The organism is Opitutus sp. GAS368, assembly GCF_900104925.1.
Classification (GTDB): Bacteria; Verrucomicrobiota; Verrucomicrobiia; order Opitutales; family Opitutaceae; genus Lacunisphaera.
This window is the reverse complement of the sequence record NZ_LT629735.1, coordinates 1,601,291-1,626,109: the sequence shown is the minus strand read 5'-3', so window position 1 is coordinate 1,626,109 and position 24,819 is coordinate 1,601,291. Positions and strand designations below refer to the sequence as shown.

The window sequence follows — 24,819 nt, the reverse complement described above, 5'->3', positions numbered from 1 at the left end:
TCAGGCGGCGGCGCCAGTGGCGGCGAGCATGATGCGGTGTTCGTTCCATTCGGCCACCGGGCGGGCGGGGCCGAGCACGCCGCGGCACATCACGGCGATGCGGTCGCAGGTGCCGAGCAATTCGGGCAGGTAGCTGCTCACCATGAGGACGGCCTTGCCGGAACAGGCCAGCTCGTCGATCAGGCGGTAGATGTTCTGCTTCGCCCCAATGTCGACGCCGCGCGTGGGTTCGTCGAGCAGGAGCACGTCGGCGCCGTTGCGGAGGAGGCGGCCGAGGGCGATTTTCTGCTGGTTGCCCCCGGAGAGGCGGCCGATGGGCTGGCCAGGACCGGCGCAGCGCACGCCGAGTTTGTCGATCCAACCGGCGGTCTCGGCGGCGAGCGCGCCCGGGTGGATGCGCCAGCCGAGTTTCGGCAGGGTGAGGTTGTGCTCCAGGCTGAGGTTGAGCGCGAGGCCCTCGGTCTTGCGATCCTCACTGAGGAGGCCCAGGCCCTGCTGCCAGCGCAGCCGCGGCGAGGCCGGGCCGGCGTAGGCGCCGACGCGGACGGAGCCGGCGCGAACCGCGTCGAGGGCGAAGATGGTGCGCAGCAACTCGCTGCGGCCGGCGCCGACGAGCCCGGCCAGGCCGAGCACCTCGCCGCGGCGGAGCGTGAGCGAGGCGGAGGACGGTTTCACCGGGCCGGCGAGGTCGTTCACCTCGAGCACGGTCCCGCCGGGGACGCGGGCGGTGCGCGTGTAGAGTTCGTCGACGGTGCGGCCGACCATCAACTGGGCGAGGGCGCCCATGGTCGTGTCGGCGGTGCGGCCGGTCGCGACGCTCCGGCCGTCGCGCAGCACCGTGTAGCGGTCGGACAGCGCCTGCACCTCCTCGAGGAAGTGGGAGATGTAGATAATGGACTGGCCCTGGCCGCGCAGGCGGCGGACCAGCGCGAAGAGCTGCTCGGCGTCCGTGCGCGTCAGGCTGCTGGTAGGCTCGTCGAGCACCAGCACGCGGCAGCCGAGGACGATGGCGCGGCCGATTTCAACCAACTGCTGCTCGGCGACGCTCAGCGAGCCCGCGGGGACGTGCAGGGGGATGTCGGGGCGGCCGAGCTGCGTGAGGGCGTCGGTGGCGAGGCGCCTTTCCTCGGCGTGGCGCAACCACCCGCGACGCGTGGGCTCGGCGCCGAGCACGAGGTTTTCGGCGACGGTGAGATGGGGCGCGATGGCGAGTTCCTGGTTGACCATCGCGACCCCGGCGCGGCGGGCGTCGAGCGGAGCGCGCGGCGCGAAGGCTGCGCCCTCGAGGGCCATGGTGCCGGCGTCGGGCGCATGGACGCCGGACAGGATCTTCATCAGCGTGCTCTTGCCCGCGCCATTTTCGCCGACGAGGGCGTGGACCTCACCCGGAGCGAGGTCGAAGCTGACGCCATCCAGGGCGATCGTCGCGCCAAAGCGCTTGCGGACGCCGGAGAGACGGAGGCGGGAAGTCATGAGAGCCGGATGATCACCACGGAATACACCGAACACACGGAAAGGCGGCGATTCTCACAGGAGGAAACAGAGGGAACGGAGGACGTTTTTGGGCGGGATTCTCCATGTTCTCCGTTGGCTCCGGTGCAACCGACCGGGTCAGTTCCCGAGCACGGCCTTCACCTCGGCGCTGGCCTGGTTGGCCGAGGTGACGAGGACGCAACCGGTGTCGATGAGGGGCGCGACTTTTTCGCCGCGCAGGTGCTTCACGGCGGTGGCGACCCCGAGGTAGCCCATGCGGGCCGGGTTTTGCGCGACCAAGGCCTGGATGTCGCCCTTGTTCAGGGCGCTGAGCAGGGCGGGCGAGGTGTCGAAGCCGACGAATTGCTTTTTGCCGGCGAGACCGGCCTGGCGGAGAGCGAGCAGCATGCCCTGCGTGCTGGATTCGTTGGGGCAGAAGATGCCGTCAGCCTCGCGGAGTTTGTCGACGAGGTTCATGGCCGCGTCCTGGGCGGAGGCAACGGTCGCGCCGCCGTAGCGGTTGTCGACGGTGACGGTGATGCCCGGGTGCTGCTTCATGACCTCGAGGAAGCCGGCTTCGCGCTGGGCCGTGCTGTCGGAACCCTCGGAGTAGCGGAGGAGGACGACCTTGCCCTTGCCGCCGAGCAGGCGGGCGAGTTCCTCGCCGCCGAGGCGGCCGCCGGTCTTGTTGTTGGTGGCGACGAAGCTGATGAAGTCCTTGCCCGCCTCGCCCTTGAGGCCGGAGTCGATGATCACGACGGGAATGCCATGTTCGCCGGCGCTTTTCACCGGGGTGCGCAGGGCGGTGTCATCGAGCGGGGCCAGCACGATGGCGCTCACACCCGAGCCGACGAATTGCTGGACGACACCGATCTGCTGGGCGCGGTCGTCCTCTTTCAGAGGGCCTTTCCAGAGGATCTCGACGCCGAACTCGGCGCCGGCCTTCCGGGCGCCGGCCTCGACGGATTTCCAGAAGCTGTGGGTCGTCCCCTTGGGGATGACGGCGATCTTGAGCGGCTCGGCCGCACGGAGAGCGGTGAGTGCCGCGAGGGCAAGAACGGGGGCGAGGAGTTTTTTCATGAAAGAGTGACAGGAAAAATGAAAGTGGGCTGACCCGGATTTTAACCACTAATGGTCACTAATCGGCACTAATCAGGAAGGGAGACGGGCCGGGATTCATTAGTGTCCATTAGTGTGGATTAGTGGTTAAAGGGCTTGGGATCGGTTCAACCGCGACAAGCACTAGGGAGCGCGAAGATTGGGAGGGTTCCTATTCGAGAAACTTCGTGTCCTTCGTGGTCAAACGTTTGGGGTTGTGGCATGACGACAGACGGAACTGCCTGCGTCAACCCGCCCGCGGTTCTGACAGACAACTTCGATGCTTATGCCGTTAAAAGCCGTTCAGTGGTCGGTCGAGAAACCGCGAGCCAAAGCTCAGGCGGATCATAGCGTCCCAAAGCGACCGTTGTTGACGCGGCGAAAAGCAGGGCATTTGCTCAAAGCCAAAGCCCATGATTGCTGGCGCAAGGCACGCACAAGCCATTCTATTGTTTTTAGTGTTTGCCGGCGTGATATCGGCGGAAGCACTCAAGAAGGATGAACTAAAGGCGGCTTTGGCCGACCTCACCACCAATATAGAGAGCGTCGACAATGCCGGATTCGAAAAGGCCGGCCGGGTCTTGATCAATGCGCTTTCCGACACCACGGAATCGCGGCTCAACTATCCCGCGGATTGTCTGGTTTGGGGATATAGCCCGCGAATGGATGTGAAGCCGACGGACATACTGGTGATCGCTTTCATGGCCGGGGTGACGCAGGAGCGCGTCTACGGTGATCCCAAGCAGGCCCTTTATCGCGGGTGGCTGAATGTGGCCAAGTATTACCAGCATTATCACGCTGACGGCACGATGGAAAAGCTCAAGGCAGTGGAGAAATTGTTAAGAATGGAGAAGGCCGGCGCTTTGCTGGCGGAAGCGCAAAAGGTGCAGGCGCTGCATCCGGAACTTTTCGACCGGATCGAGCTCGATCTCTCAAAGCACGACCTGCTTAACGAGCATCAGTGGGAGAGATGCGGCACAGTGTCGTTGCCATTGCCCGAAGGCTGGTCGGCCGTGGATAAACAATACGGACAAAACACCTACACGTTTCTACTGACCCCAAAATCCGGCAAAAAAGCCGAGATGACGCTCGTGTTTCTTCAGCACGCAATGAAGAGCAAGGACGAGATCCGCGATCTGACCACCAGATTGGAGCGAGGGCTGAGCACGTTGCTCGCTTACTCCGATGAGAAAAAGATCACCCCCCTCACATTGGGAATGAACCGGGGCGTCGGATTGATCGGCCAGCTCACCGGGGACGCACTCATCGATAAGCCGCCCCTCGAGGTCAAACACCGGGTGGTCTGGATGGCGGTGGGAGCGCCCGATGCGCACTGCACCATGATGGGCATCATGCAAATGGATTCCCCGGACAGCCCCGAAGCAGCGGAAATGATGGGGATTTTCACTAAGGCGGGATTCCGGCGTTCAGCCCAGAGCGAAGTGCTGGAAATAGAGGAAGTGAACGGGTGCTATGTCCTGGCGGTCCCCGTCGCGAGTTTGCGCCTACTGATTCCTCGGGGCGAGCTGATCGAGGGTCTCGACAACGCGCGGAACTTAAGGCGCAGTCCGAGGTATTTTTATTTCACTGATACCCGACAGGGCCTACAGGTCTCGGGCTGGTTTGAATCGGACAAGGACTACAAAGGGGCCAAGGATTTCTGGAAAACGGAAAACAAGGGCAACCGGTTGAATGCCCGGGAGGTTTCCTTTGAACAGAGCGGTCCGTGGGATCTGATATTCTATGAGACGGCGTTGCCGGAAATACAGCTGAATGGAAAACAGGCCGTGAAATTGACATCCACCACCATGCGAGCCGAATACACCGCAGCTGGCACCTGGATTGACCTGCACTGTTCAATCATAGCGCCAAACACCAGCCGTGACTCGCGCGCGACTCTACGGACATTTCTTCAGGGTGTGAAAGTAGACGGAAAATGATTGGAGGATTTTGGGGATGGATCGCGTGCCGTGTCAGTTACGGCGCCAGCAGCCGCTCGCACAGGACCACGAGCCGGACGCGCAGCGGCTGGCTGCGGGCGGCGAAGTCGCGCTGGAGCGTCTCGTATTCGGCGCGGCCCTCGGGGGTCTCGATGCGGATGGGCGCGAAGCCGAGTTTCTCGAGGTCGTAGGGGCTGGCGCGCATGTCCACCTCGCGGATGTCGCGGGCCAGGGCGAAGCAGTCGGCGATGAGTTCCGCCGGCGTGAACGGCGCGAGTTTGAACGCCCACTTGTAGAGATCCATGTTGGCGTGCAGGCAGCCGCGCTGCTCGAACTGCGGCCCGGTGGCGCGCTCGGGCTGCAGGCGGTTGAGCGGGCGCGCCGGTGCGGTGAAGAAGCGGAAGGCGTCGAAGTGCGAGCAGCGCACCGGCTGGGCCTCGACGATCCGCGCCAGCTCGTCCGGCGGGAAGCGCAGCGGCCAGGCGTTGTGCCGGATCTCCTCCGGCGACTGGCGATAGACCATCGCCCACTCGTGCAGGCCGAAGCAGCCGAAGGCCGGCGGGCGCTCCGCGGTAAGACGCAGAAGATTCAAGATCCACGCCAGGCTGTCGCGGCGCGCCGGGTCGAACGCGGCGACGTTCAGCGCCACGCCGCCGTCGGCCTCATGGTATTCCGGCCAGCGCAGGAATTCGCGCGCCGTGTCGCCCCGCAGCACGACGTCGGGGCCCGGGTGCCAGCGCTTCAACCACGACGGCCGGAAGCGGTAGTATTCAAAGAGGAAATCATGGACCGGGTGCTTCTCGCCGCGGGCGGTGCGGGCTTGGTGGGGATCGGTCCACGCGCGGACGCGCTGCTCGTGGGCGGCGCGGCGCTCGCGCCACGCGGCTTCGGGGAGGACGAGGCGGGAGACGGCGGCGACCATCAGGGCCAGACGATGACGGCGGTGCCCGCGATGATCAGCGCGCAGCCGATCGCGGTGCGGAGGGTGAGCGCCTCACCGAGCACCAAGGCGGCGAGCACGAGGGTCAGCGCCAGGCTGGATTTGTCCACGGCGCTGACCAAGGAGGCGGGGCCCAGTTGCAGGGCCTTGAAGTAGAAGAGCCACGAGGCGCCGGTGGCGACGGCCGACAGGACCAGAAACAGAAACGGACCGCGCGCGATGGCCGTCACGGCGCCGAGATTGCCCTGCAGCGTCACGACACCCCAAGCCAGGACGAGCACGACAGAGGTGCGGATGGCAGTCGCGACATTGGAGTCGATGCCCTTCACGCCGACTTTGGCGAGAATGGCGGTCAAGGCGGCAAAGACCGCCGAAAGGAGAGCGTAGGTCCACCACATGGGGACAGGATGAAGGACCAATGGTCAGGTAACAAGTGACAACACCAGCCCTACCGCGCAGCCAGCAGCAACCGGCGCACGCCCTCGATGGGGGCGGTGTCCAGGAAGCGCAGTTCGACGGGCCAGTTCAGCTGGCTGGCCAGCGAGCGGAGGGCCGTGGCCGCCGGCGGGCTGTTGAGGATCCGGCCGCTGACGCCGCAGGGCAGCGGGGCCGTCGGCCGGGGAAAGTGCCGGTGAATGACGTCGTCCGCCTGCCGCGCGAGGTCGGTGAGGGAATCGGCGATGACCTGCTGGGCGGGGCCGCAGTTCGCCGTGGCGAGCTCGACCACGCGCGGGGCGAAGGCGGCGATCTTGGCCTGCGCCGCGGCATCACTGTAAAAATACCGCGAGTTGGCCGCGTAGTCCTCCAGCCCGGTGTGGGCGCACAGCGCCGCGGCCAGCGGCGAGAGGGCGGCGCCGGCGGGGCGGGCCTGCAATTCCAGCAGGGCGACGGCGAGCCCGCGCCGGCCGAGGTCGAAGCCGCTGCCGGGATCGCCAAACTTCCAGCCGAGACCGCCGACATAATGGATGGAACCGCCGGGATCGCGCGCGCTGACGAACGAGCCGGTGCCGGCGTGCAGCACGAGGCCCGGCGCGCCGCCGGTCGCGAGTTCGAGCACGGGCGCGGAGTCGGGCCCGGTCACGACCGTGCCGAAACCGCTGAGCGCCGCGCCGACCTCCCGCCAGAAAGCGGGGGCGCCGGCCATGTAGAGATGGGTGGTTTGGATGACCGCGCCCGGCTGCTGGGCGCGCAGCGTCCGCAGGGCCTCGAGCAGGATGGTCCGCGCCTGGTCGGGGCCGACCTGGCTCGGGTTGCAGCCCGGCGCCATGTAGGTGGCGACGCCGGCGCCCGCCGGATCCACGAGAATCAGTTCCGTCTTGGTGCCGCCACCGTCCACGCCGATCTTGAAAGAGGAATTATTCACACGAAGAAACAAAGAAGCGAAGGGACGGCAGGGTGATCACGCCACTTGGCGGCTGAGGCGGCCGCGGTATTTCTTGGCCAGCTCGCGGTTGTATTCGATGGCGCCCGGCAGGTTCTGGCTGCGCAGGATGGGCAGCGGATGGCCGCCGGCCTTGAGCCAGGCGATCAGCTCGAGCGAAAGCAGGTTGAGCAACGTGGCGCCGATGAGCGTCGAGGTCGGGCCGGCCATGACGTCATCGGCCACCGGCGTGATCGCATCACCCGGCACGCCGCAGTTATCGAGAACGTAGTCGGCGATCGCGTGGAGATTTTTCCCGCCCGGGTGGACAGTCGCGGCGGTCCTGGACATCTCGACGCAGGTCAGGCCGACGACGTGCAGGCCCCGGGCCTTGGCGTAGAGGGCGACCTCGATCGGCGAGGAGTTTTTGCCGGAGTTGGAGATGACGATGATGGTCTCGCCCGGCAAGAGGCCGTATTGGCGGTCGTAACGCTCGGCGAGCTTGGTGCCGTAGCCGGCCAGGTTCTCGATGAAGCCGCCGGTCGGGTCAGAGATCCCGGTGATGCACATGAGTCCGCCGGCGCGGCCGATGATTTCGCGGGAGATGATTTCGCTGTGGCCGCTGCCGAAGAGGTGGAGCATGCCGCCCTTGGCGAGCGACTCGCCGATGACCGGGCCGAGCTGTTTCAGAACCGGCGCGTTCTGCGCGCAGGCCTTTTCGAGCAACGCGGTCGCCGTGGCGAGGTAGTGGGCGGGGAGGGACATTAGGAGAAACCTGAAACCTGAGACCTGAAACCTGAAAACGAAAACACCGGAGACAGAGAGCAGGATCGAACTAAGCCATTAGCGGGCATGGGTGTGGATTAGGGAGTATTTTCAAACCCGGTTTGTCATCCTGAGCGCAGCGAAGGATCCACCGCAGCGAAGACCATATCACGAGCGAAAGCATGGATTAGGATGTCGCTGCGCTCGGAACTTCACTTCGTTCAGAATGACAGGAAACGAGTATTTGATGGGTTTGAAGACACTCCCGAGTGGTCAAGGGGTTTTGGGTGTTTAATACTCAGGTCTCAGGTTTCAGTTCTCAGGTTTCGTTTTAGGTGGCTTCCCAGCGGCCGAAGATGCCGCAGGGGAGAACCTTGCCGTCGCGGCGGATGGGCAGGCCGACCTCGCCGCCGGAAATGCGGCCGCCGGCGCCGGACAGGAGGCCGGCGAGCAGGTTGACGACGACGGTCGGCGAGAGGCGCGCGGTGTAGGCGTTGATGAGGACGAAGACGGGGCGGTCGCTCAGCACCTCCTGGCACTCCTTCAGCAGCTCCCAGAGGTGGTCCTCGAGTTTCCACATCTCACCGGTGCTGCCGCGGCCGTAGGTCGGCGGGTCCATGATGATGGCGTCGTATTTGCGGCCGCGCTTGATCTCGCGGCGGACGAACTTGAGGCAGTCGTCGGTGATGTAGCGGACGGGCGCCTCGGCCAGGCCGGAGAGCGCGGCGTTTTCCTTGCACCACTTGACCATGCCCTCGGCGGCGTCGACGTGGCAGACACTCGCGCCGGCGGCGGCCGCGGCGACGGAGGCGGCGCCGGTGTAGCCGAAGAGGTTGAGCACGCTCACCTCGCGGCCGGCGGCCTTCGCGGCCTTGATGCGCGCGGTGAACCAGTCCCAGTTGACGGCCTGCTCGGGGAAGAGCCCGGTGTGCTTGAAGCTGGTCGGGTGGATCTTGAACGTCAGGTTGCCGTAGCGGATGGACCAGTGGTCGGGCAGGGGCTTGCGGTATTCCCATTTGCCGCCGCCGGTCTCGCTACGGTGGTAGAAGCCGTCCCAGTTTTCCCAGCGGCCGTTGCCGCCGGTGCGTGGCCAGATGATCTGCGGGTCGGGGCGCACGAGGGTGTAGGGACCCCACTGCTCGTGCTTCATGCCCAGGCCGCAGTCGAGCAGCTGGTAGTCCTTCCAGCCGTCGGCGACGATGAGGCCCGGGCGATCGATGGTCATGGGGCGCAACTTGGCGGCGATTCGCGCCGATGAACACGAAAAAATGGAATGCCGGGCGGGGTTGTGCACTCTCATGGCCATGCGTTTGCTGCTCCTGCCCGTCCTGCTGGCCGCCCCGCTCGCGGCGGCCCCGCTCCATTTCACCAGCGGCGAGGGCCGCACGCACCTGCTCGAGCTCTACACCTCGGAAGGCTGCAGCAGCTGCCCGCCGGCCGAGGAGTGGCTCGGCAGCCTGCGCGATGCGCCCGGCTTGTGGCGCGATTTCGTGCCGGTGGCCTTTCACGTCGTCTACTGGGATCACCTCGGCTGGCGCGACCGTTTCGCCAGCAAGGAATTCACCGCGCGCCAATACGCCTACTCCGCCGCGTGGGGCAGCGACACGGTCTACACGCCCGGCTTCGTGCTCGATGGTGCGGAGTGGCGGCGGAGCACGCCGCCATCCGCGTCCGCGGGGAAGACCGGCCTCCTGGCGGTGGAATATGCGGACGACGGCGCGTGCCGGGTGACGTTCGCCGCGGCCGGCGATTATGAGGTCCATGTGGCCTTGCTCGGCGGCGGGATCGTGTCCGGCGTCAAGGCCGGGGAAAACGAAGGGCGCACGTTGCACCACGAGTTTGTCGCGCTGGCACTGACCGTGGCGCCACTCCGCGACGGCGCGGCGGAACTGAAGCTGCCGCGAAAGGCCGAGCCAGGCGTCACCCGCCAGGCGCTGGCGGTGTGGATCACGCGGCGCGGCGATCCCACATCGCTGCAGGCGACCGGCGGCTGGGTGGACTAGCGAGTGTTGGCAAAAGCTGTAGGAGGGGCTTTACGCCCCGATGGGATGATATCTCCGTCAGCAGAATCGGGGCATAAAGCCCCTCCTACAGTTGGAGAAGCGGCCGTTTCGCATTTTGCAAACGCACCTCAGGCCGGCCAGGGCAGCTCGAGCGTTTCGCCCGGCGGCAGGGCGCGCCAGCGGGTGAGGAGAACGGCGAGACGTTCGCGCATCGTGCGGAACGCGGCGTCGTCAATGGCGGGCACGGCGGCGGCGGGTCGCTGCGCGCGGACAGCTTCGCGCACCAGCCAGCTGAAATCGGCGGTCGTGACTTCCGGGCCGCCCAACACGGTGTTGGTGAGCTGGCCGACGATGCACTCGGCCACGATGGCCTCGTCCGGCAGGCGGGCGGCGGTGCCCTTTTCCTCGAAGTCGGTGATATTCCAGCCCGCGGCCAGCAGGCCGTAGAAACCCTGCTGCAGACCGAGGGTCATCTCGACCGCGTAATGCGTGAGGTCATGCACCGGGCCGAAGTCGCCCGCGCCCAGCCGGCCGGTGGTGCTGGAGCCGTCGGCGCGCACAAAGGTGACCGTCGGGCGGCCGTCCTTCGCCTTTTTCAGGCCCACCTTCATCGTGAATCAGGTCCCGTAGAGCCGGTCGCCGAAATCGCCGAGGCCGGGCAGGATGTATTTCTTCGCGTTGAGGGTGCGGTCGAGCGCGCCGGTGTAGATCGCCACCTCGGGGTGGGCCTGCTGCATCGTCGCGACGCCCTCGGGGGAGGCGACGATGCACACAAAGACGAGCTCCTTGCCGCCGGCGGCCTTGACGACATCGACGGCCTGCGCCGCCGAGCCGCCGGTGGCGAGCATGGGGTCGACAATGATCGTGCGGGTGTTGGCGAGCGGCGGGAGCTTGCAGTAATAGCTGCGCGCCACGGCGGTCGTGTGGTCGCGCTCGAGGCCGACATAGCCGACGGAGACATCGGGGAAGACGTCGTGGAACGGCTGCAGCATGCCGAGGCCGGCGCGGAGAATCGGAACGACGACGAGGGGCTTGGCGAGCACGAGGCCGGTGAAGGGCTCGAGCGGCGTGTCGATGGATTTTTTCTCGGTGGCGAGGTCGCGGGTGGCCTCGAGGGCGAGCAGCAGGGAGATCTGGTAGCTCAGCGTGCGGAAGAGGGCGGGCTTGGTGGTCTTGTCGCGCAGGTGGGTGAGCACGTGGGCGCCGAGCGGGTGGGAGAGAACGTGGAGGGACATGGTGGCGGAGGACGGAGAGCGGCGGACGGAAGACAGAGGACCGAGAACAGAAAAGCAGGAGAAACTACTGCGGCTTGAGGGTCAGGGTGTGTTGCGCGGGCCCGGGCAGCAGCGGGGTCGCCGCGCCCTGCACCCACGCCTCGTGCCCGGCGCGGTAGTAAGGGGACAGCGGGTGGCCGCTCTGCCCGCCGGGCATCTCGAAGATGCCCTCCGCCTCGTGGCCGGGCGACACGACGAGCCGCTCGGACTGGCCGAAGCGCGGGCCCAGCACGCGCGGCATGTCGCTGTCCCCGGGCAGTTGCACCGCCGGCATGTCGAGCAGCCGGGCGACGGCAGCGGGCAGGAAGCGGCCGAAGGGGTGTTGCATGGCCAGCGTGTTGCGCGCGCCCCAGGTGAAGTGCGCGAGCGAGCCGCCGGTCTTCGCCACGTCGGCCGTGACGTCGTCCGCCGCGGCGAGGAGCAGCGCGGCCCACGAGGGCTGGGCGGGAGTGAGCAGCTTGGCCGGACGCGCGTGCACCAGCAGCCAGAGGGCGTCCTCATACCGGAAACCGTGCCAGGAGAAGGCGGGATATTCCCGCTGCGCCTGCTCGGCGAAGGGCGCGAAGGTGCGCTCGGCGACATGCAGGCGGAACGACCGCACCACCCGGTAGGCGACCGAGCCGGTGTCGGCGCGGCCGGACCAGGTGCGCACAGCGTCGCGCAGGGCGGCGCGGGACGGGTTTTGGGCGACAGCCTGGTCGTCCAGCACCGCGAGCAGGAATTTCTGCCAGCGGTCGAGGAACAGCGCGCGGTCGTCGAGCTGGATGGCGAGCAGGTCGGCCGGCACGGCTTTCCGGCCGGAAGCGAGCAAGGCGCGCAGGTCGTCGCGGATCTGGCCGCCGCGGGCACCGTCATCATAGCCGCTGTCGCCCAGCTTGGCGTAGGCCTCGCCGCCGACCGCGCGGTTGTTGGCGGTCCAGAGGGCGCCTTCCGCCGGGTTGGTGATCACCGGGATCTCCTCCGGTTTCAGGTAGCCGTCCCAGCGGCGGTCGCCATAGCCCCACGACACCGGCACGCGGCCGTCGTAACCGACGCGACGCGGCACCCGGCCGAGGATGGTCCAGGCGATGTCGCCCGCGGTGTCCCCGATGATGATGTTTTCATTGGGAAAGCTGGCGTGGTGGGCGACCGCGAGGCCTTCGGCCGTGGTGAGCGCGGTTTCCATGTCCAGAAAATGCAGGTTGGTGGCCTCGGCGTCGTGGGCGCTCCAGCGCAGGACCAGGCCGTGGCCGTCCTTGGGGCCGTCGATGACCGGGCCCCACCGGGTCCAGCGGGCGGTGAACGGCACGGGCTTTTCGCCCTTCACCCGGATCTCCTCCTTGCGCTCCTCGATTTCCTTCCAGCCGTCCGGGGTCTTGTAGAAGCTGTTCGCCGTGATCTCGGTCGCGATGGTGATGACATCCGACGTGTCGACGTAGGCGTCGGTGAAGCCCCAGGCGACGTGGCCGTTGCTGCCGACGACCATGAAGGGCAGGCCCGGCAGGGTGACGCCCACCACGCGGCGCGGCGCGGTCGCATCCGTCCACTGGAACACGGCGCGATACCAGACGTGGGGCACGCCGAGGTTGAGGTGCATGTCATTCGCCACGAGGGCGGCGCCGGTCGCCGTGTGCGCGCCACTGAGCGCGAAGGCGTTGGAGCCGACCACTTCCTTGCCGGCCGGCTCGAGCGCGGCGAAACCGGCCGCGGGGTCGGCCGCCGGCGCCTCGAAGCGCAGGGCCGGCGGCGGGGCCGGGGCAAAGGTGCTGCCGTCGAGCGCGGCGTCCCAGGAATTGCCGCGCGGGGCGAGGAAATCCATCGTGGCCGAGCCCAGTGTCACGCGAAGGGCGTCGCGGTTCAGCTCGAAGGAACCCCGGGAGTCCTGCAGGTCGAACCACATGGCGTAGATGCAGAGCACGGAGTCCTCCTCGCGCCAGGGCTGCGGTGCCGTACGCAGGACCAGGTATTCCCACGGGACATTTCCGAGCGCGGCGAGGCCGGCGTTGACCCCCTCGGTGTAGGCGGTGAGCACGGCGCGCTCGGCGGAGCCGGCCGACGCCACCACCTGCGTGGCGGTGCGCCGGAAACCGTGGAGGCGTGCGCTTTTGTCGAGGTCGACGGCGACCGTCCCGAACAGCTCGGAGAGTTCGCCCGCGCCACGCCGGCGCAACAGATCCATCTGGAAAAACCGGTCCTGCGCGTGGAGATAACCCGTGGCGCGGGCCACGTCGCGCCGGGTCGCGCCGGTGAGCGTCGGCACGCTCGCGGCGTCGCGCTCGATCTTCACCGGCGCCGTGAGGCCGGCGACCGTCCGTTCGCCGTCCAGCGGCGGCAGGCTGCCGCGCAGCTGCCACCAGCCCCAGGCCACCGCTGCGGCCACCAGCAGCGCCAGCCCGCCGAGCACGGCGGACAACCAGCGGAGGCGGGTGCGCCAGGCGGCCATATCACTGCTCCCAGGCGCGGGTGCCGACGGGATCGCGCCCCTCGTCGAAATCGAGGTAGTCGAACATGGTCATGACGGGCGCCGCCTCGAGTGCGCTCTCCTTGATGCGCTTGGCGAGCACCTCGGCGCCGGCGTCGCGCCAGCCGCGCTTCATCATGAAACCGTTCCAGATCTCGCACTCCTCGTCGGTGCGCGGCCCGCCCGTTTGGTGGCACCAGGCGAGGAGCTTCTCGTCCGCGCCGCCGGCCAGCACGCGGGCCTTGAGCGCGTCGTAGTGGATGCGCAGGAAATTGCAGCAGCGGCCGTCGAACCCCTTGCCCAAATTCGCGGCGTAATCGGCGGCGGGCAGCCGGCCGGCGGCGTGGAGGCGGATCTTGTCGAGCATGCGGCCGAAGTAAACCAGGCGGCCGACCTTGAGGTAGGGGCTGCGGAGACCGGGAACGTTTGCCATGCCGCCAGAATCCCGCAGAGTGGGCATCGAGGCCAGAATGAAAATATTTCCGCCCGGGAATAAGCCGGCCCCGCGCCGGTTCCCACCCCGGCCGCCGGACCATGGGTCCGGCGGCACCCCAACCCCCAGGCCCGTCCGCTCATGACGCTCCACGGCCTGGGCCCCACGCTGCAGCGCCTCGTGGCGCGACCGCGACGCCGAGCCCGTTTTGCTCAGGTTCCACGAAGTCCGGGCCCGGGCCGACTTCGAGCTGACCACGTCCGGCCTCTGCCAGCCGGGCAAGAAGTGACCGCCACCTTACTCGTGCCAGTAGTAGGCGAGGGTGGCGAGCAGCCCGAGCAGAAACGTCGGCACGTTGATCCACAGCTGGTGGAACGGCACGGCGTAGTGGTGCACCGCCCAGATGACCGCCACGTGTTTCACCGCGATCAGGCCCCAGCAGATGAGGATCAGTTTCTCCACCCGCGGGTCGCGCGGCACCGGGCGGCTCGCGTGCACCTCCTCCACGAAGGCGTAGTCCGGCGCATCCGGGCCGCGGCGGGTGATCCACTGGAGGAGGTTGGCGAACATCGCCGCCAACCTAGCCCGGCCGGGCCAAAACGCCAGCCTGCGGCGGCCGGGACCGTGGAAAAACTCTCGCGGCCGGCGCCCGCACCGCCAAGCCTGACCGCCGTCCAACCGGCCCACCCCGCCGCGCCCATGAAAATCAATTCCTCCGGCAACGAGATCAACTACCTGCTCCAGCAGACCCGCGTCCACCACATGCAGCTGAGCAGCATGGCCGACCTCAAGGCCAACATGCTCCTCACGATGGCGTCGATTGTCGTCACCCTCGCGGCGCCGCAGGCCATGAAGGCCGGCTCGCAGGCCCCGCTGCTGGTGCTGATCGGCTTCAGCCTGCTCACCATCCTGCTCGCGGCCTACGCGGTCATGCCCAAGCTGCCGTTCTCCGGCCGCCACGCCGCGGTGCCGGACGTGCAGAGCCCGCAGTTCAACCTGCTGTTCTTCGGCGATTTCATCGGCCTGACCTACGAGCAGTTTGAGGAGGAAATGGAGCAGGTGATGAACGACCCCTCGCGGGTCTTTCAGGTGCAGGTGCGAGAAATCTACACGCTCGGGGTCTTCCTCGCGCAGAAGAAATACCGTTACCTGCGGCTCGCCTACATGACGTTCATCCTCGGCCTGTTCGCGAGCTTCATCACGCTGCTGCTGACCGGCCGGGCGTGACGGCGCCCTAGCCGAGGATCGTCAGGACGATGCCGGTGAGCACGCCGAGCACGGCCAGGAATTTCTGGCGGCTGGGGACCTCGCCGAACAGCCACAGCCCGCCCGCGAACGCCACCAGCGTGCTGCCGCGACGCAGGCTGGAAACGAGCGAGACGAGGGCGGCGGGGTTGCGCAGGGCGTCAAAGTAGACGAAGTCGGCGAGCAACAGCGCGAAGGAGACGACCAGGATGCTCCAGCGCCAGTGAAAGACTTGGCGGGACCAGAGCCGCAGCTTCCAGCCGACGGCCAGCGGCAGGAAGAGCGCGGCGAGGTAGATCGAGAACCAGCATTGGACGGTCGCCGCGGAAAACCCCGCCCGGCCCAGCAGGAACTTGTCGTAGAGCCCGCTCAGCGCGCCCAGCAGCGTGCCCGCGAGCAGGAAGCCGAACCACTGGTCGCGGTGGAAGTGGATGCCCTCGCGCTGCCCCGCGAACGACAGGCCGACAAACGACGCCAGCGTGATCGCGATGCCGACGCCCTCCAGCGCACTTGGCCGCTCGCCCAGCACCAGCACGGCGCCGAGGAGGGTCCACATCGGGCCGGTGGCGCGCACGGGCGAGGCGAGGGATACCGGCAGGTGCTTGATCGCGAAATAACTGCAGACCCACGAAGCCGCCACGAGGGCCGACTTGCCCAGCAGCAGCAGGTGCTGGTGCCCGGTCAGCGGGGCCACGAGGAGCCCGGCGGGCAGCAAGCCCGGCGCGACGGCGGCCCCGGCGAGGAGGACGGCCCAGACCGTGGCGCTGCAGACATTGGCGAAAAACAGCACCGGCAGCACGGCGTTGTCGCGCACGGCGTGCTTGGTGCCCAGTTCGTAGCATCCGAGGAACAGCGCGGACAGGAGGCTGGCGGCAATCCAGGGCATGAAGCCGCGAGGTGTGATGACTGCGCCTCGGTAGCGCAAGCCCAAGACGGAAGGACATTGGCCGGGCTTGAAATTGCAGGGCGGGATCACCGCATCCCGCCGGCGTTCGAACATAATATCACGTTCGAGGCGGGATGCGGTGATCCCGCCCTGCAACAACGCAATCCACTACACGCGTCAGGCCAGCTTCGCGCAGGCGGCGTGCCGCGGGCAGGTGACGAGGTGGTCGTTGACCAGGCCGGTCGCCTGCATGAACGCGTAGCAGATCGTGGTGCCGACGAATTTGAAGCCGCGGAGCTTCAGATCCTTGCTCAGCGCGTCGGACTCCGCGGTGCGAACGGGAATCTGGGTGTGCTTCTTCAGATTGTGCTGGATCGGCCGACCGCCGACAAAGGCCCAGAGATAGCGATCGAAGCGGCCGAACTCCGCCTGCACGGCGAGGAACGCACGGGCGTTGAGCACGGAAGCCCCGACCTTGAGGCGGTTGCGCACGATGCCGGCGTTGGCGAGCAGGCGGGCCTGGTCCTTGGCGGTGTAGCGGGCGATGCGGGTGGCGTCGAAGCTGTGGTAGGCCGCGCGGTAGTTCTCCCGCTTTTTCAGGATGGTCGACCAGCTCAGCCCGGCCTGCGCGCCCTCCAGGATGAGCATCTCGAACAGGTGGCGGTCGTCGTGCGACGGCACGCCCCACTCGGTGTCATGGTAATGGTGCTGGAGTTCGGCCTCGGCCCAGGGGCAGCGCCCGCCTTCGCCCTTCGGGCTTCGGCGCGGCCGCTGACGCGGGTTTTGAATGGATTTATAGCTCATGCGGTAGAATGGCACAGAAGGCTGACAACAGCCTGTCAGGAGACTTGCCGTCGGCGCAAACCCCGTCGTAGTCTGACCTTCCTATGGGACGCCAATGGCTTCATGCGAAACGCGCGATCGTCAACCTGAAGAAGGGCCAGACGGTCGGCAAACTGGTCAAGGAAATCACGGTGGCCGCCAAGCTCGGCGGCGGCGACCCGGCGGGCAACGCCCGGCTGCACGCCGTCCTCGAGAAGGCCCGCAAGGCCAACGTGACGCGCGACGCCATCGAGCGCGCCATCGCCAAGGGCACGGGCGCCGGCGGGGACAAGAGCTCGCTCGACCATGTCGTCTACGAGGGCTACGCCCCGCACAAGGTGCCGGTGATCGTCGAGGTCTACACCGACAACCACCAGCGCACCGCGCCGGAGATCCGCGTGCTGTTCAAGAAGGGCGTGCTCGGCGCGGCCGGCAGCAACAAGTTCCTGTTCGACCACGTCGGCATCGTCGAGGCCCACACCGCCGACGCGGCGGCCGACCTGGAGGCGGTGGCCATCGAGGCCGGCGCGAACGATTTCAGCCCGCTGACCCACACGCAGAACGACGACATCCCGGAGGGCGCCACCGGGGCGCACTTCGTCACCGACCGCACCGCGCTGCATGCCGTCTCCGTCTGGCTGAAGCAGCACGGCTGGCACGTCATCACGAGCGAGATCGGCTACGTGGCCAAGCAGTATCCCGTGCTGGATGACGCGCACCGCGCCGAGGTGGGCGAATTCCTGCAGGAGATCGAGGACCACGACGATGTGCAGCGCGTCTGGGCCGCGGTAAAATAAAAATCCCCGCACCGGACGGTTGCGGGGAGGGAGGGAAAAAACGCCGGCTCAAAGAGCCGGCGTTGAGGGGAGAGAGAAGGAGCAACGCAAGCGTTACTTCTTCTTTTTCTTGCCGGCTTTCTTAGCCTTTTTCTTTTTAGCCATGACGCAGTGTCGGAAATTTTCCGCGCAGTTGCACTAAAAATATAGTCGTTCGTGAAAATATTTTCGGCGCGGAAAAATCCGGCAAATCCGGCGGAAATATTTCCCTGAAGGAAAAAATCAGTGGCCGGAAAAATTTCCGGTCATGCTGAACGCGGTGAAGAATCCAGGCGTTCGCTCATGACGCCACGTCCGTCGCCGTGGATCCTTCGCTCCGCCCAGGAGGACAGGCCGGAGGTCACCGGCCTCAGCGGCCGTGGAGCGCGGCGAGCTTCCGCCTTCGCCAAGGCTTCGGCGGACAGGCGCGGACTAACGACCATAGAGCGCGCAAAGTTCGCGCAGGTAATCCGTCGTGCCGCCGAAGAATTTCTCGAGCGCCGGCGCGCGGTAGCGCCACTGCCAGTTGCCCCCGGCCTTCGACGGTGTGTTGAAGCGCGCGGCGGAACCGAGCGCAAAGAGATCGGGCAGCGTGACGACGGCGAGGCGCGAGGCGCTGGCGTAGCTGGCGCGGACGAAATCCCAGGCGACGTCGGTCCCGTCGACCCGCAGGTAGCGCCGCACGTAGTTGCGCTCCGGCTCGGGCGCGGCCTGATACCAGCCGACGGTCGTGTCGTTGTCGTGCGTGCCGGCGTAGATGACGGAGTTCGGCGTGGCGTTGTGCGGCAGGTAGCCGTTCTTCGCGTCACTGCCCCAGGCGAACTGCAGCACGAGCATGCCGGGCAAGCCGGAGTCCTCGCGGAGTTTCACGACTGAGTCTGTGAGCACGCCGAGGTCCTCGGCGATGATGCGGGCGGACGGGTCGGCGGCCTGGAAGGCGCGGAACAGGTCGAGGCCAGGGCCGGGCACCCATTCGCCGATGCGGGCGTTCTTCGCCGGGTAGGGAATCCGCCAGTAGGCGTCGAACCCCCGGAAATGATCGATGCGCACGATGTCGCAGACCTCGAAGGTCGCGCGCATGCGGTCGAGCCACCAGGCATAGCCGTCGGCCTGGTGGGCGGCCCAGCGGTAAAGCGGGTTGCCCCACAGCTGGCCGTTATCGGAGAAATAATCCGGCGGCACGCCGGCAACGGCGACCGGCAGGAAGGTCTTCGGGTCGAGCTCGAAAAGTCCCGGGTGGGCCCAGGCGTCGGCGGAGTCGCCGGCGACGAAGATCGGCAGGTCGCCGATGATCTCGATGCCGCGCTCGCGGGCGGCGGCGCGCACCAGCGTCCACTGGCCGAAGAACAGATACTGGCCGAACTGGTAGGCTGCGATGGCATCGGCGAGCCTGGCGCGCAGCGGGGATTTCTTCGCGCGGGCGAAATCCCGCGCCTCGAGCGGCCATTCCCACCACGCGGCGCCCTGGAAATGGTCCTTCAGGGCGCGGAAGTAGGCGTAAGCGTCCAGCCAGGCCGCGCTCTTTTTGCAGAACGCGGTAAAGTCGCCGTAGGGCAGCGCCGGGCGCTTCTGCTTGAACTGCGCGTAGGCGGACTCGAGCAGCTTCGGCTTGAGCGCATAGATGGCGCCGTAGTCGGTCTGGTCGGCGGACAGCGCGGCGAGCGGCGCGAGGTCGGCGGGCTGGATCAAGCCGAAGGGAATGAGGGCGGCGAGATCGACGAGGGAGGTGTTGCCGGCGAAGGCCGAGAAGCACTGGTAGGGCGAGTCGCCGTAGCCGGTGGGACCGAGCGGGCAGACCTGCCAGTATTTCATGCCGGCCGCCTGCACGAAATCGAGGAAGCGCACCGCGTGCCGGTCGAGCACGCCGCAACCCTGGTCGCCCGGCAGGCAGGTGGGGTGCAGCAGGATGCCGGCGCCGCGCGCCTTGAGCCAGTTGAACAGGGGAAGTGGCACGGCTTTTTGGGGAGCTTTCTTCTGGGCGGAGGCCTTCATGAAATCAGAGAGTAGATCCAAGCAGGTTTGTCATTCTGAACGAAGTGAAGAATCCAGCAGTATTAACGCTGGCGCACGTCGTGCTGGGTTCTTCACTGCGCTCAGAATGACAGGGAATGGGCGTCGGTCGGTTGAAATCCGGTTTCAGTAGCCCGCGGCCTGGCCGTCCTTGCGGCTTTCGCTGGCGCCCCAGTAAACCTTGTTCACCGGGTCCCAGCGGATGGCCTGGTAGCCGCCGAAGGCGCCGATGCCGCCGACGATCACGTGGCCGCGCTGGGCGAGGGCGCGCGTGCTCGCGTAGGGAATGCCGCTCTCGACCTGCACCGTGCCGCCGTCGGTCATCTTCTCGCCGGTGGGCTCGCTCGAGCCCTCGTGCTGCCAGCGCGCGGCGTCGCCGGCTTCCTGGACGTTCATGCCGAAGTCGATCTGGTTGACGAGCACCTGGACGTGGCCCTGCGGCTGCATCGCGCCGCCCATGACGCCGAACGCCTCCCACGGCTGGCCGTCCTTCATGACGAAACCGGGGATGATGGTCTGGAACGGGCGCTTGCCGGGCGCGTAGACGTTGGCGTGGCCGGGCTCGAAGGTGAACATCTCGCCGCGGTCCTGTAACGTGAAACCGAGGCCGGGCACCGTGATGCCGGAGCCCATGCCGCGGTAGTTCGACTGGATGAGCGACACCATGTTGCCCTCGGCGTCGGCCGTGCACAGGTAGATCGTGTCACCGTCCTTGAGCGCGGGGTTGCCGGCGTCGTAGGTGCGGGCGGCGCGCGCCAGGTTGATGAGCTTGCGGCGCCCGGCGGCGTATTCCTTCGAGAGCAGGCCCGGCAGCGGGATTTTCGCGAAACCGGGGTCGGCGTAGAATTTCGCGCGGTCCTCGAAGGCGAGCTTCTTGGCCTCGATCAGCACGTGCAGGGCATCGGGCGAGTTGTAGCCCATTTTCGCCAGGTCGTAGCCCTCGAGGATGTTCAGCATCTGGAGCGCGGCGATACCCTGCGAGTTGGGCGGCAGCTCATAGACGTCGTAGCCGCGGTAATTGACCGAGACCGGCTCGACCCAGGTGGGCGCGTTCTTCTCGAAATCGACTTTGCGCAGAAAGCCGCCGTTCGCGCGCATGAAGGCGTCGATCTGGTCCGCGATCTCACCCTTATAGAAGGCGTCGCGGCCCTGGATGGCGATCAGGCCGAGCGTATGGGCCAGCGCGGGGTTCCTGAAAATCTCCCCCTCGCGCGGGGCCTGGCCGCCCGGCGCGTAGACGTCGAGGAACGCGCCGGGAAACCGGTCGGCCTTCGCATTGCGCACGCCGATGCCCCAGAGGTAGGCGATGTATTGGGTGACGGGGAAGCCCTCCGTGGCGTAACGGATGGCCGGCGCGAGGATGTCCTTCATCGGCAGCCGGCCGAATTTGCCGTGGAGCGCGAACCAGCCGTCGACCGCTCCGGGGACGGAGATCGGCAGGAAACCGCGGGGCGGGATGTGGCTGGGCGTGGCGGTTTTCGCCAACTCGGCCTTCATCTGTTCGTAGCTGAGTCCGAGCGGGGAGCGGCCGGAGGCGTTGAGGCCGTAGAGCTTCCCGGTCTTCGCGTCCCAGACGATGGCGAAGAGGTCGCCGCCCACGCCGTTGCTCACCGGTTCCATCAGGCCGAGTGCGGCGTTGGCCGCGATGGCGGCGTCGATGGCGGAGCCGCCGGCCTTCAGGATGTCGAGGCCGGCCTGCGTGGCGAGCGGGTGGCTGGTGCACACCATGCCGTGCGCGCCGAGCACGGGCGAGCGCGTGGCGAAGGCGCGGCCGTTGATGCGGTCGATCTGGGCGTTGAGCAGGGAACAGAGGACAGGGAACAGAAGACAGAGCAGGGTGGACCGGCGGATAGTCATGCCGACACCCTAGAGCCCGCCGGGGCCGCGTCAACGCGGGTCAGGGCACGATCGCCACGACCGTGCGCGGAGCGCCGCCGAATTTTTCCAGCTCGTCCAGCACCCCGTTGATGGCGCCGGCGTCGAGCGGCACCGTGCGGGTGACAATGGGCCCGAGGTCCAGTTTCCCCTCCAGGGTCAGCCCCAGCAACTCGGGGATTTCCCGGGCCAGATGGTCCGACACGCCGATGATTTCCGCCTCCGGGCCGAGTAATTCCGTGTAGGGCTGGATCGCCAGCGCCTGCCGGGTCAGGCCGGCGAGCGCCGCGCGGCCCAGCGGGCCGAGCACGCGCACCGCCTGTTGCATGGTCAGCGGCAGGCCGATGAGTTCGAGCGCCACATCGACCCCGCGGCCGCCGGTGAGGGCGCGGATGATCGTGACCGGGTCGGCGGTGCGGGCGTTGACCGGAATCGCGCCGAATTTTTCCGCCAGCGCCAGCTTGGCCGGATTGAGGTCGACGGCGTAGACGGCGGCCGCGCCGAGGGCGCGGGCCAGCTGGACGGCGGAGGCACCCAAACCGCCGAGGCCGAACACCGCGACGCTTTCGCCGGGTTGGAGGCGGGCCTTGCGCAGCGCGTGCAAAGCGGTCGCGGAGGAACACATCAGCACGGCGCCGTGCGCGAAGGAAATCTCCGCCGGCAGCGGAAACACGCTGGCCGCGGGCAGGACGATGTATTCGGCGAAACCGCCGGCGCGGTGCTTGCCGATCATCTGGCCGGTGGCGCAAAACTGCTCGTGCCCCCCGGCGCACCACGGGCACGCGCCGCAGGTGGCGAGGTAGTGCAGGCAGACCCGGTCGCCGGCCCGCACCCGGCTCACCTGCGGGCCGCAACGCTCGACCACGCCGGCGACCTCGTGCCCGAGCGTGAGTGGCAACGGCCCGGCGGGCGAGACGCCGGCGCGGTAATGGGCATCGGAGTGGCAGATGCCGGCGGCGTGAATCCGCACCCGCACGTCGCCGGAGCCCGGGTCGGGCACCGGAATCTCATGCAGTTCCAACGGGCGCCCCGGAGTGACGAGGCGGACGGCTTTCATGGGGGAGGCGGGCGGTTCGGGCTCAAGACGCGCCGCGATCAGAGCAGCTTTCGCGAAAAAGAAAAGGCCGGCGCCACCGGCTCAGGCCGGCGGCTGGATCAGCCGGTGCACCTTGAGCAGCAGCGTCTCGGGCTTGAAGGGCTTGGGGAGGTAGTCGTTGGCGAACTGCTCGGGCTTCTCCGTCTCGCTGCCGGCGGGCCCGCTGGTGAGGCCGCTGATGGCCAGGACCTTGAGGCCCGGCTTGATCCGCTGGAGGATGCGGGTGAGCGAGGCGCCATCCAGGTTGGGCATGTGCAGATCGGTGATCAGCAGGCGGATTTCGTCGGACCGGGGGATGAAGAGGGACACGGCCTCGGTGCCGCTGCCCGCGGCCAGCACGCGGTAGCCGTAGCGGGCGAGCGTGGCGTGGGTCACATCGCGATTGGTGGACTCGTCGTCCACCAGCAACAGGAGCTGGCCGTCACCCCGCGGGAGGAACGGCGCGGGCACCACGGCGTCGGCCGAGGCATCGGCTTCCGCGGCAGGGATATTGATGGAGAAGGTGGTGCCGCGATCGGGGGCGGTCTCCAGTTCAATGAAGCCCTGATGGGATTCCACGATGCCCCGCACCGTGGACAGGCCCAGGCCCGTGCCCTTGCCGGCCTCCTTGGTGGTGAAGAACGGTTCCCAGATGTGCTTCAGCGCCTCCGGCGAAATGCCGGTGCCGCTGTCCGAAACCTCGATGGTGACATAGGGTCCGGGCCGGGCGCCGGGGATTGCGCGGGCCTGCGCCGCCTCGAGCCGGCGGTTGGAGGTGCGGAGACGCAGCTGGCCGCCGCGGGGCATGGCGTCGCGGGCGTTGACGCAGAGATTGAGCAGCACCTGGTGAATCTGGGTGGGATTGGCCCGGATCGGCCAGGTATCGGAGGAAAAATCTTGCTTCAGCTTGATGGACTTGGGGAAGGTCCCCTCGATGACCTCGATGATGTCGCGGGCGAGAAGCTTCACCTGCATCAGGCGGGGCTCGCCGGTGGTGCCGTGGGCGAACGCGAGGATCTGCCGCACGAGCGCCGCGCCGCGTTCGGCGCTGTGCTCGAGGGTCTGGAGGAGGCGCTGGTCGAGAGGGTCGGTGGCGCGGACGCGCAGCATGGGGCCGGCCATAAGGATGGGCGTGAGCACGTTGTTGAGGTCGTGGGCGATGCCGGCGGCCAGCATGCCGATGCCCTCCAGCCGCTGGGCGCGGAGGAACTGCTCCTGGAGCTTCCGCTTCTCGGTGATGTCCGTGCCCACGCCGATCAGGCAGCGCCGGCCGTCGATCATGATCAGGCTGCCGGTAAAGAAGTAGGGGATGTGTTCCAGCTGCTTGGTGACGAAGTTGGCCTCGGCGTCGGACAGCCCCTTGCTGAAGACCTCGCCGATGCGCCCCTGGATGAAATCCTTTTCCTTGCCGGCGAAAAAATCGAGCGGGGACATGTGGGTGATCTCGGAATCCGTATAGCCCGAGACCTGGCTGAAGCGGGAGTTCCAGCGGATGAATTTCCCCTGCTCGTCGAAAAGATAGAAGATGCCCGGGAGGCTGTTGAGCACGGCATCGGAGAAATCTCGCTCCCGGGTGACGGCGGCCAGGGCCAGCTTCTGGGCGGTGATGTCCTGGATCGATCCGAGTATGCGGTAGGGGTGGCCGGTGGCATCGCGCAGCACGTAGCCGCGGTCCAGCACGTCGGCGTAACTGCCGTCGGCGCGGCCGTAGCGGTATTCATCCGTCCAGGTGGTCAGGCCGCGGGCAATGGCCTGCTTGATTCCGTCGTGGACGCGCGTCCGGTCGGCGGGGTGGATGCGGGCGATCCACGCGGCCCCGGTCGACCCGGCGGGGTTCGGCGGGTAGCGGAAGAGGATGCTGTGGCTTTCGTTCCACCACATGTCATCCGTCAGGAGATTCCAATCCCACACCGCGTCGTTGGTGGCGCGGGCGACGAGCTGGAAGCGCTCATTGCTCTCGCGGAGGGCGGCCTCGGCCTGCTGGCGGCTGCGCCGCTCCTCGCTTTCGCGCAGGGCGCGACGGATGGCGGTCGTCAGCCGCTGCATCCGGTCCTTGATCACGTAGTCGGAGGCGCCGGCGTGCACCGCCTCGATGGCGCGTTCCTCGCCGATGGTGCCGGACACGAAGATGAAGGGGATGCCGGGGGCGTGCTCATGGGCCAGCTTGAGCGCCGAGGTGCCGTCAAACCGCACGAGGGTGAAATCCGAAATGATGAGATCGTGGGTTCCGGCCTGGAGCGCGGCGACGTATTCCCGTTGCCCGGCGACCACCGTGACCCGGCAGTCCGGCCACTCCTCGGCGAGAATCTCCCGCACGAGCTCGGCATCATGGGCGTTGTCCTCAAGGTGGAGAATTTTCATGGCG

The 24,819-nt window shown here is 67.3% G+C and carries 22 protein-coding genes; 4 read left to right on the top strand and 18 right to left on the bottom strand.

Annotated elements, in window-relative coordinates; all coding sequences use genetic code 11:
• Both BLU29_RS06910 and BLU29_RS06905 read right to left on the bottom strand, forming a co-directional pair.
• Window positions 1–1,473: a sugar ABC transporter ATP-binding protein gene (locus tag BLU29_RS06910; RefSeq protein ID WP_091056197.1), complete on the bottom strand. Its 1,473-nt coding sequence runs from the start codon at window positions 1,471–1,473 to the stop codon at window positions 1–3.
• A 138-nt stretch (window positions 1,474–1,611) separates the two neighbouring features.
• Entirely contained in the window at window positions 1,612–2,553 is a 942-nt protein-coding gene (locus BLU29_RS06905; RefSeq protein ID WP_091056196.1) for a substrate-binding domain-containing protein, read from the bottom strand.
• Window positions 2,554–2,984: 431 nt separating this feature from the next.
• Between BLU29_RS06905 and BLU29_RS06900 the strand changes: the two genes are divergently transcribed.
• A complete protein-coding gene (locus BLU29_RS06900; RefSeq protein WP_091056194.1) occupies window positions 2,985–4,511 on the top strand; it encodes a hypothetical protein in 1,527 nt (508 codons plus the stop codon).
• Between the two features lie 37 nt (window positions 4,512–4,548).
• Here BLU29_RS06900 and BLU29_RS06895 read toward each other — a convergent pair whose 3' ends face one another.
• From BLU29_RS06895 to BLU29_RS06875, 5 genes are all read right to left on the bottom strand, one after another.
• On the bottom strand, window positions 4,549–5,433 hold the full coding sequence (locus BLU29_RS06895) for a 3-methyladenine DNA glycosylase (RefSeq protein WP_091056192.1): 885 nt from the start codon (window positions 5,431–5,433) through the stop codon (window positions 4,549–4,551).
• Entirely contained in the window at window positions 5,433–5,849 is a 417-nt protein-coding gene (locus tag BLU29_RS06890) for an EamA family transporter (RefSeq protein ID WP_091056191.1), read from the bottom strand. The genes BLU29_RS06895 and BLU29_RS06890 overlap by 1 nt, the downstream gene beginning before the upstream one ends.
• Before the next feature lie 50 nt (window positions 5,850–5,899).
• Window positions 5,900–6,814, bottom strand: coding sequence for a BadF/BadG/BcrA/BcrD ATPase family protein (locus tag BLU29_RS06885; protein WP_157693692.1), 915 nt, complete (start codon window positions 6,812–6,814; stop codon window positions 5,900–5,902).
• Between the two features lie 36 nt (window positions 6,815–6,850).
• Window positions 6,851–7,576: a sugar isomerase domain-containing protein gene (locus BLU29_RS06880; RefSeq protein WP_091056187.1), complete on the bottom strand. Its 726-nt coding sequence runs from the start codon at window positions 7,574–7,576 to the stop codon at window positions 6,851–6,853.
• A gap of 331 nt (window positions 7,577–7,907) precedes the next feature.
• Window positions 7,908–8,801, bottom strand: a complete 894-nt coding sequence (locus tag BLU29_RS06875) for a class I SAM-dependent methyltransferase (protein WP_091056186.1) — start codon at window positions 8,799–8,801, stop codon at window positions 7,908–7,910.
• 79 nt (window positions 8,802–8,880) lie between these two features.
• Here BLU29_RS06875 and BLU29_RS06870 point away from each other — a divergent pair, with 79 nt between their 5' ends.
• Window positions 8,881–9,579, top strand: a complete 699-nt coding sequence (locus BLU29_RS06870; RefSeq protein ID WP_157693691.1) for a DUF1223 domain-containing protein — start codon at window positions 8,881–8,883, stop codon at window positions 9,577–9,579.
• A 128-nt stretch (window positions 9,580–9,707) separates the two neighbouring features.
• Here BLU29_RS06870 and BLU29_RS06865 read toward each other — a convergent pair whose 3' ends face one another.
• The 5 genes from BLU29_RS06865 to BLU29_RS06845 form a co-directional block, all read right to left on the bottom strand.
• A complete protein-coding gene (locus BLU29_RS06865) occupies window positions 9,708–10,190 on the bottom strand; it encodes a hypothetical protein (RefSeq protein WP_091056182.1) in 483 nt (160 codons plus the stop codon).
• A 6-nt stretch (window positions 10,191–10,196) separates the two neighbouring features.
• Window positions 10,197–10,814 carry a uracil phosphoribosyltransferase gene (upp, locus tag BLU29_RS06860; RefSeq protein WP_091056181.1) on the bottom strand — a complete coding sequence of 206 codons (618 nt, stop codon included), beginning with the start codon at window positions 10,812–10,814 and terminating at the stop codon, window positions 10,197–10,199.
• A 64-nt stretch (window positions 10,815–10,878) separates the two neighbouring features.
• Complete coding sequence (locus tag BLU29_RS06855; protein ID WP_091056179.1) at window positions 10,879–13,275, bottom strand: penicillin acylase family protein; 2,397 nt, start codon at window positions 13,273–13,275, stop codon at window positions 10,879–10,881.
• A gap of 1 nt (window position 13,276) precedes the next feature.
• Window positions 13,277–13,726 (bottom strand): DUF5069 domain-containing protein, encoded by a 450-nt coding sequence (locus BLU29_RS06850; RefSeq protein ID WP_091056178.1) that lies wholly within the window; start codon window positions 13,724–13,726, stop codon window positions 13,277–13,279.
• A 297-nt stretch (window positions 13,727–14,023) separates the two neighbouring features.
• The gene (locus tag BLU29_RS06845) at window positions 14,024–14,296 is read right to left on the bottom strand and encodes a hypothetical protein (RefSeq protein ID WP_091056176.1); all 273 of its coding nucleotides are present in this window, start codon (window positions 14,294–14,296) and stop codon (window positions 14,024–14,026) included.
• Between the two features lie 129 nt (window positions 14,297–14,425).
• Between BLU29_RS06845 and BLU29_RS06840 the strand changes: the two genes are divergently transcribed.
• Window positions 14,426–14,953: a Pycsar system effector family protein gene (locus tag BLU29_RS06840; protein ID WP_091056174.1), complete on the top strand. Its 528-nt coding sequence runs from the start codon at window positions 14,426–14,428 to the stop codon at window positions 14,951–14,953.
• A 7-nt stretch (window positions 14,954–14,960) separates the two neighbouring features.
• Here the strand turns inward: BLU29_RS06840 and BLU29_RS06835 are convergent, their stop codons facing one another.
• Both BLU29_RS06835 and BLU29_RS06830 read right to left on the bottom strand, forming a co-directional pair.
• Complete coding sequence (locus BLU29_RS06835; protein WP_091060977.1) at window positions 14,961–15,857, bottom strand: DMT family transporter; 897 nt, start codon at window positions 15,855–15,857, stop codon at window positions 14,961–14,963.
• A 177-nt stretch (window positions 15,858–16,034) separates the two neighbouring features.
• The gene (locus BLU29_RS06830) at window positions 16,035–16,661 is read right to left on the bottom strand and encodes a DNA-3-methyladenine glycosylase I (RefSeq protein ID WP_091056172.1); all 627 of its coding nucleotides are present in this window, start codon (window positions 16,659–16,661) and stop codon (window positions 16,035–16,037) included.
• Between the two features lie 83 nt (window positions 16,662–16,744).
• On the opposite strand from BLU29_RS06830, the gene BLU29_RS06825 reads away from it, so the two are divergent.
• Window positions 16,745–17,476, top strand: a complete 732-nt coding sequence (locus tag BLU29_RS06825) for a YebC/PmpR family DNA-binding transcriptional regulator (protein WP_091056170.1) — start codon at window positions 16,745–16,747, stop codon at window positions 17,474–17,476.
• A 450-nt stretch (window positions 17,477–17,926) separates the two neighbouring features.
• Here BLU29_RS06825 and malQ read toward each other — a convergent pair whose 3' ends face one another.
• From malQ to BLU29_RS06805, 4 genes are all read right to left on the bottom strand, one after another.
• Window positions 17,927–19,486, bottom strand: a complete 1,560-nt coding sequence (malQ, locus tag BLU29_RS06820) for a 4-alpha-glucanotransferase (protein ID WP_091056169.1) — start codon at window positions 19,484–19,486, stop codon at window positions 17,927–17,929.
• A 144-nt stretch (window positions 19,487–19,630) separates the two neighbouring features.
• On the bottom strand, window positions 19,631–21,361 hold the full coding sequence (ggt, locus tag BLU29_RS06815) for a gamma-glutamyltransferase (protein WP_091056167.1): 1,731 nt from the start codon (window positions 21,359–21,361) through the stop codon (window positions 19,631–19,633).
• Window positions 21,362–21,401: 40 nt separating this feature from the next.
• Window positions 21,402–22,436 carry a zinc-binding dehydrogenase gene (locus BLU29_RS06810; RefSeq protein WP_091056165.1) on the bottom strand — a complete coding sequence of 345 codons (1,035 nt, stop codon included), beginning with the start codon at window positions 22,434–22,436 and terminating at the stop codon, window positions 21,402–21,404.
• Window positions 22,437–22,517: 81 nt separating this feature from the next.
• Window positions 22,518–24,815 (bottom strand): response regulator, encoded by a 2,298-nt coding sequence (locus BLU29_RS06805; protein ID WP_091056163.1) that lies wholly within the window; start codon window positions 24,813–24,815, stop codon window positions 22,518–22,520.
• Window positions 24,816–24,819: the final 4 nt, after the last annotated feature.